This window comes from Micromonospora yasonensis, assembly GCF_026013475.1.
Lineage (GTDB): Bacteria > Actinomycetota > Actinomycetes > Mycobacteriales > Micromonosporaceae > Micromonospora > Micromonospora yasonensis.
In genome coordinates, this window is the sequence record NZ_JAPDPH010000084.1 from 21,623 (window position 1) to 27,687 (window position 6,065).

General features: G+C 70.7%; 6 protein-coding genes and 2 pseudogenes. 3 read left to right on the plus strand and 5 right to left on the minus strand.

The window, feature by feature from the left end; all coding sequences use genetic code 11:
* Nucleotides 1-16: 16 nt before the first annotated feature.
* Nucleotides 17-442 carry a DUF4190 domain-containing protein gene (locus ONA70_RS18495; protein WP_265007696.1) on the minus strand — a complete coding sequence of 142 codons (426 nt, stop codon included), beginning with the start codon at nucleotides 440-442 and terminating at the stop codon, nucleotides 17-19.
* Nucleotides 443-623: 181 nt separating this feature from the next.
* On the opposite strand from ONA70_RS18495, the gene ONA70_RS18500 reads away from it, so the two are divergent.
* On the plus strand, nucleotides 624-1,820 hold the full coding sequence (locus tag ONA70_RS18500; protein WP_265007697.1) for an acyl-CoA dehydrogenase family protein: 1,197 nt from the start codon (nucleotides 624-626) through the stop codon (nucleotides 1,818-1,820).
* Between the two features lie 55 nt (nucleotides 1,821-1,875).
* Here ONA70_RS18500 and ONA70_RS18505 read toward each other — a convergent pair whose 3' ends face one another.
* The gene (locus tag ONA70_RS18505) at nucleotides 1,876-2,517 is read right to left on the minus strand and encodes a hypothetical protein (protein WP_265007698.1); all 642 of its coding nucleotides are present in this window, start codon (nucleotides 2,515-2,517) and stop codon (nucleotides 1,876-1,878) included.
* A 95-nt stretch (nucleotides 2,518-2,612) separates the two neighbouring features.
* Between ONA70_RS18505 and ONA70_RS18510 the strand changes: the two genes are divergently transcribed.
* Nucleotides 2,613-3,230 (plus strand): TetR/AcrR family transcriptional regulator, encoded by a 618-nt coding sequence (locus tag ONA70_RS18510; protein WP_265007699.1) that lies wholly within the window; start codon nucleotides 2,613-2,615, stop codon nucleotides 3,228-3,230.
* 1 nt (nucleotide 3,231) lies between these two features.
* Here the strand turns inward: ONA70_RS18510 and ONA70_RS18515 are convergent, their stop codons facing one another.
* From ONA70_RS18515 to ONA70_RS18525, 3 genes and pseudogenes are all read right to left on the minus strand, one after another.
* Nucleotides 3,232-3,639, minus strand: coding sequence for a CoA-binding protein (locus ONA70_RS18515; RefSeq protein WP_265007700.1), 408 nt, complete (start codon nucleotides 3,637-3,639; stop codon nucleotides 3,232-3,234).
* 49 nt (nucleotides 3,640-3,688) lie between these two features.
* On the minus strand, nucleotides 3,689-5,479 hold the full coding sequence (locus ONA70_RS18520) for an intein-containing Rv2578c family radical SAM protein (protein WP_265007701.1): 1,791 nt from the start codon (nucleotides 5,477-5,479) through the stop codon (nucleotides 3,689-3,691).
* A gap of 2 nt (nucleotides 5,480-5,481) precedes the next feature.
* Nucleotides 5,482-5,754, minus strand: a pseudogene (locus ONA70_RS18525) (intein-containing Rv2578c family radical SAM protein); the annotation flags it as partial.
* Between the two features lie 91 nt (nucleotides 5,755-5,845).
* On the opposite strand from ONA70_RS18525, the pseudogene ONA70_RS18530 reads away from it, so the two are divergent.
* Nucleotides 5,846-6,065: pseudogene (locus ONA70_RS18530) on the plus strand (DUF393 domain-containing protein); the annotation flags it as partial.

Below are 6,065 nucleotides of genomic sequence, written 5' to 3' on the forward strand. Positions count from 1 at the left end.
GGCCTTCCGCCGCCGCTCAGCGGTAGTTGCCGTTGTCGGAGTTCGCCCACCAGGCCAGGCCGATCCAGCCGCAGCAGGCGATCAGGCCGAGGACGGTGAAGACGTAGCTGAGGATCAACCCCCAGGTGGCGAGTTGGTCGCCCTCCTCGCCGGTCTGCCGGATCTGCCGCTTGGCCAGGTGGCCGAGGACGATCCCGGCCGGGGCGAAGACGAAGGCGAAGACCAGCGACAGGATCGCCAGCGTGTTCGGGCCACGTGGTCGTGGTGGCGCCCCGGGCGGACCGTACTGGCCGTACGGGGGCTGTGGGGCGTACGGCGGCTGGGCGCCGCCCGGCGGCTGGTGCCCCCAGTGCGGCTGCTGCGGCTGCCCGTACGGCTGTCCATGGGACGGCGGCTCGTACGGCGACGGCGGCTGCTCCGGCTCGCCGGGTGGCTGGCTCACGTCTGCTCGCCCCCTTCGTCGCAGGTGAACGGCCCTCTCTCTTGCGGACGCTACCGGCAGCGGTGAACCTTTTCACAGTGGTTGTGTGGACTGGTCACCTTGGCCTCGCCGGTCGCCGGGCCCGATACTGACCCAGCGTTCAGTTACCCACGAGTAATGCGCCGATCCCCCGGAGGCTGAGATGGCCCGACTCGCCCAGACGCCCGGCCTGACCGACGTGCAGCGGTCGATCCTGGAAACCGTCCGGGAGTTCGCCGACAAGGAGATCATTCCGCACGCCCAGCGGCTGGAGCGCGCCGACGAGTACCCCACCGACATCCTCGACGGGATGCGCGAGATGGGGCTGTTCGGGCTGACCATCGACGAGGAGTACGGCGGCCTCGGCGAGTCCCTGCTCACCTACGCGCTGGTGGTCGAGGAGCTGTCCCGGGGCTGGATGTCGATCTCCGGCATCGTGAACACCCACTTCATCGTGGCGTACCTGATCTCCCAGCACGGGTCGGCCGAGCAGAAGGCCCGGCTGCTGCCCCGGATGGCCACCGGCGACGTGCGCGGCGCCTTCTCGATGTCCGAGCCGGAGTGCGGCTCCGACGTCTCGGCGATCAAGTCCCGGGCGGTCCGTGAGGGCGACAACTACGTCCTCAACGGCCAGAAGATGTGGCTGACCAACGGGGCCTACTCCTCGGTGGTGGCCACCCTGGTCAAGACCGACACCGGCGCCGACTCGGTCTACGGCAACATGAGCACCTTCCTGCTGGAGAAGGAGCCCGGCTTCGGCGAGGCCGCGCCCGGCCTGACCATCCCCGGCAAGATCGACAAAATGGGCTACAAGGGCGTCGAGACCACCGAGATGGTCCTGGACGGCGTGACCGTCCCCGCCTCGGCCGTGCTCGGCGGCGAGGAGAAGGTCGGCCGCGGCTTCTACCAGATGATGGACGGCATCGAGGTGGGCCGGGTCAACGTGGCCGCCCGCGCCTGCGGCATCTCCATCCGCGCGTTCGAGCTGGCCGTCGCGTACGCCCAGCAGCGCCGCACCTTCGGCCAGCCGCTGGCCAAGCACCAGGCCGTCGCGTTCAAGCTCGCCGAGATGGGTACGAAGATCGAGGCGGCCCACGCCCTCATGGTCAACGCGGCCCGGCTCAAGGACGCCGGCCAGCGCAACGACGTCGAGGCCGGGATGGCCAAGCTGCTCGCCTCCGAGTACTGCGCCGAGGTGGTCCAGGAGGCGTTCCGCATCCACGGCGGCTACGGCTACTCCAAGGAGTACGAGATCGAGCGGCTGATGCGGGAGGCACCCTTCCTGCTCATCGGCGAGGGCACCTCGGAGATCCAGAAGACGATCATCTCCCGGGGGCTGCTCAAGGAGTACAAGCTCTGACGGGTTGAAAGCAGGGGCCCCTTGTTAACGCATTCGGTATAGCAGGGGCCCCTGCTTAACAAGCCGGTGTGGGCAGGTGCTGGCGGACCCGGGCGACCAGGGCTGACGGGTCGTCGGCGTAGAGGCGGATCTGCGTGACCGGCTCGCTCGGGCCGTTCGGGAGCCGTACCGAGAACGGCTCGCGCAACACCAGGTCGACGCTGGTCTGCCTGCCCACGCCGACGTTCAGGATCGTTCCCGACTCGTCGTTCTCGACCTGCACGCTTCGCCCGGAGGTCAGCGACCGGTAGCGGCCGCCGACCGAGGCGACGGCGGCCCAGGGCACGTGGAACTCGACGGAGGAGCCGTTGCGGACGCGTAGCCCGGCCGCCTCGGCGACGTGCGGGTGAATCCGCAGGCTGGCGAGGAGCCCGACCATCCACAGCAGGCCCCAGACGCCGAGCGCCAGCACGACCTTCCGTACGGACGGCCACGGCAAGGTGTGTCGCAGGATCAGGTCGAAGATCGGGATCTCGATCGCCGACAGGACGATGAAGGCGAGCAGGATCGGCTGCACCACGCCGACGTAGCCGAAGGCCTCGGCGCCGGGCTCCCGTGTCGGTGGCCGGCGCAGGAGCCAGCGGTAGAGGCTGCGCCACATGCCAATCTCGTACGCGACCGCGAGCCGCAGCAACGCGATCGGCCTCCGCTCGCGCATGGTGCACCCCGCCCTTCCGCTTTTACAATGCAGCCGCAATGTAAAAGCCGGCGGGGGATCGTGTCAATGCAGACGTATTGTGAAACCATGGCGCCATGCCGAAGCGGGTCGACCACGGGGAACGGCGCGCCCTGATCGCGGACGCGCTGATGCGGGTGGCGGCCGAGCACGGGCTGGAAGCGGTCAGCCTGCGGCACGTGGCGGCGGAAGCCGGGGTCTCCCCCGGGATGGTGCAGCACTACTTCCGCACCAAGGACGAGATGATGACCTTCGCCCTCGCCGTCGTACGCGAGCACAGCGAGGCCCGGGTGACCCGAGCGGCGGCCGCGCTCGGCGACCACCCCGCCCCGCGTACGCTGCTCCGGACCATGCTGGTCGAGCTGCTACCCCTCGACGAGGCGCGCCGGGCCGACGGCCGGGTGGCACTGGCCTTCCTGGCCTACACGGCGGTACGGCCGAGCGTCGCCGCGGCGCTGCACCAGGGCACCGCCGCCCTGCTGGATTTCCTCGCCAGGCAGATCCGTGCCGCGCAGGCCACCCGGCCGATCGACCAGCGGGTGGACCCGGACCGGGCCGCCGTGGGCCTGCTGGCCGTCATGGAAGGGCTCGGGATCTATCTGCTCGGCGGCCACTACCCGGCGGAGACCGCGCTCGCCGCCCTCGACAGCCACCTCGACCTGATCTGCGGACCGGTCGTCGACGAGGCGCCCTGAGTCAACCGCGCCGGGTCAGGCCGCCGGCGGCCCGCTCGATGATCAGGCACTTGTCCTCGACGTAGTCGATGCCCGCCTCCGCGGCGATCCGCCGCGCCTCGCCGGAGAAGATCCCGAGCTGCAACCACACGGCCGGCGCGCCGATCGCCACCGCCTGCCGGACCACCTCCACCGCGTCCCCGGCCGGGCGGAACACGTCCACCAGGTCGACCGGGTACGGGATGTCGGCCAGCGACGGGTACGCCTTCTCGCCGAAGAGTTCGTCCACCGTCGGGTTCACCGGGATGATCCGCCAACCGTGGCGCTGCATCTCCAGCGGCACCCGGTGCGCGGCCTTGCCCGGGTCCCGGGAGGCGCCCACGACGGCGATCACGGCGGAGTCGGCGAGGATCTGCTGGGCGGAACGCATGCCCTGAGCCTAATCCGATCGGTGCCGTCCGATCCGGCGAGCGCCGGCCCTACAGCAGTGACAGCTGCTCGGTCGGCGGTGGGGGTGGCGCGTCGGGCAGGCGCCGGTTGTCGCCGATCTCGCCCCGGTGCAGCCCGTGCCGGCGGGCCGCCATCCGCACCCGCGCGGTCACCTCCCGCTGGTACGCCTGCGGCGCGTACGCCCCGGAGCGGTAGAGCTGCCGGTAGCGGGGGACCAGGTGCGGGAACTCGCGGGCCAGCCAGTGCGCGTACCACTCGCGGGCCCCGGGGCGCAGGTGCAGGGGCAGCGGCGTGATGCTGGTGGCCCCGGCCGCGGCGATCGCGGCCACGGTGGCGTCGATCGACTCGTCGTCGTCGGTGAGCCCGGGCAGCACCGGAGCCATCAGCACGCCCACCGGGAAGCCGGCGTCGGTGAGTTGGCGGACCGCGTCCAGCCGGCGGCGCGGGCTCGGCGTGCCCGGCTCGACCGCCCGCCACAGCGCCTCGTCGACGAAGCCCACCGAGTACGACACCCCGACCCGGGTCACCTCGGCCGCCTGCCGCAGCAGCGGCAGGTCACGCAGGATCAGCGTGCCCTTGGTCAGGATCGAGAACGGGTTGGCGAAGTCGCGCAGCGCCTCGATGATCGGCGGCATCAGCCGGTAGCGGCCCTCCGCCCGCTGGTAGCAGTCCACGTTGGTGCCCATCGCGATGTGCGCGCCACGCCAGCGCGGGGCGGCCAGCTCACGCCGGACCAGCTCGCCGGCGTTGACCTTGACGATCACCTTCCGGTCGAAGTCCGCCCCGGCGTCGAGGTCGAGATAGGTGTGGGTGTTGCGGGCGAAGCAGTTATGGCTGACCACGCCGTTGGCGATGAAGTCGCCGGTGCCGGTGGTGATGTCCCACAGCGGCAGCTCCAGCCCGAGATTGTCGATGCTCACCACCCGCAGTGCCGCCTGACACTTGAGCGCGGCCCCCTCGATCGACCGCTTCCGGCTGATGGCCGGGTCGGTCAGGTGGAAGAAGCGAAGCCGGGCGGGAAGACCGCCGGTCAACCGGATGTTCCGCACTCGGTTCGGTAGGCCCAGATCCTCGAGCACCCAGGTGAAGCCGAAGTGGTCCAAGGCGGCCGCCGTCTGGTCGAGGACCTCGTCGTCACCGTTGCTGACCCGGAAGACGCCCCTGCTGCAACTGCCCTCGGCGTCGAAGATGCCAGCGAGAAAGCCCAGCCGCCAGTCCTCGCCGGGTGCGTTCGGCCACCGGATCAGCTCGGTGATGACCTCGATGTCGCGCTGCTTCGACGTCCGGATGGCGGTGATCGCCCGCCGGGTCGCGCTGACCGGGGTGAAGGAGAAACGCCCGGTCTCGACGCCCGCATCGGCCAGGAACCGCTGGGTGCGGTCCAACGCCTCGTCGTCGGCCAGGGCCAACCGGAACCGGTACACCGTCCCGTGCGGATACGAGTATGTGCCGAGGTGGGCGTCGCCCCGCACCATGCCGCAGAGGTAGCCCCGGCGGTAGTCGGCCGAGTCCTTCGGCGGGGGCGCGAAGCGGCCGGTGCCGATCAGCCGGTTGTTGGTGGTCAGGTAGGGACGCTGCGCGGCGCCGCTCATCGCACCGGTCACGTACTTCCAGCCCCGGTCGGACAGGAACCGGTGGTCGCCGCTGGCGACCAGCGTGGTGCCGTCCTCAAGCGTGATCCGGTAGGCCTGCTTCACCGTCGACCACTTGTCAAGGACCGTGGTGACCACGTATCGCCGGTGGGCACCCCGCCGCTGGGTGCCGTAGATGCGGTCGCCCGGCTCCAGCTCGCTGATCGGCGTCGTGCGGCCGTCCGCCATCAGGATCGGAGTGTCGCAGCCATGCAGTAGACACACGCATGACTGCAACCCCGGTACGGGTTGATCGTCCACTCGAACGGAACGCGGGACATGCCGGGCACCCGATTGATGATCGACTTCGCGCGCACCTCGTAGAAGGTCATGCCGGCGAAGCCGGGGGTGTCGAAGGTGCGGGCGATCGCGCCGGGGAGCGCCAGCGGCAGGGGTGGAGCCGCCGGCGCTGCCCCGTCGGGATGCCCCTCGTCCGGGGGAGCGGAGAGGTTGGCCCAGCGCATGGCCCTTATTCGAACACGCGTACGAACGAAGTGCAAGTGACGCGCCGGACACCGGCCACCGCAGCGGGCCGGTCGGGTGCAGGATGAAGGCATGGAGACGTCGACCTTCGTCTACGACGGGGACTGCGCGTTCTGCACCCGCTGCGCGGAGTTCATCGAGCGCCGGATCCCCACCGGCGCCCGGGTGGTGCCCTGGCAGTTCGCCGACCTCGCGGCGCTCGGGCTGACGGAGGCCGAGTGCGAGGAGGCGGTGCAGTGGGTGGGTGCCGACGGCTCCCGCGCGGCCGGCCCGGACGCCATCGCCAAGCTGC

What these genes read in the sequence shown, in the direction of transcription:
- ONA70_RS18500 (WP_265007697.1), top strand. Translation starts at nt 624, where the DNA reads ATGGCCCGACTCGCCCAGACGCCCGGCCTGACCGACGTGCAGCGGTCG.
- ONA70_RS18505 (WP_265007698.1), bottom strand. Translation starts at nt 2,517, where the DNA reads ATGCGCGAGCGGAGGCCGATCGCGTTGCTGCGGCTCGCGGTCGCGTAC.
- ONA70_RS18510 (WP_265007699.1), top strand. Translation starts at nt 2,613, where the DNA reads ATGCCGAAGCGGGTCGACCACGGGGAACGGCGCGCCCTGATCGCGGAC.
- ONA70_RS18515 (WP_265007700.1), bottom strand. Translation starts at nt 3,639, where the DNA reads ATGCGTTCCGCCCAGCAGATCCTCGCCGACTCCGCCGTGATCGCCGTC.
- ONA70_RS18520 (WP_265007701.1), bottom strand. Translation starts at nt 5,479, where the DNA reads ATGGCGGACGGCCGCACGACGCCGATCAGCGAGCTGGAGCCGGGCGAC.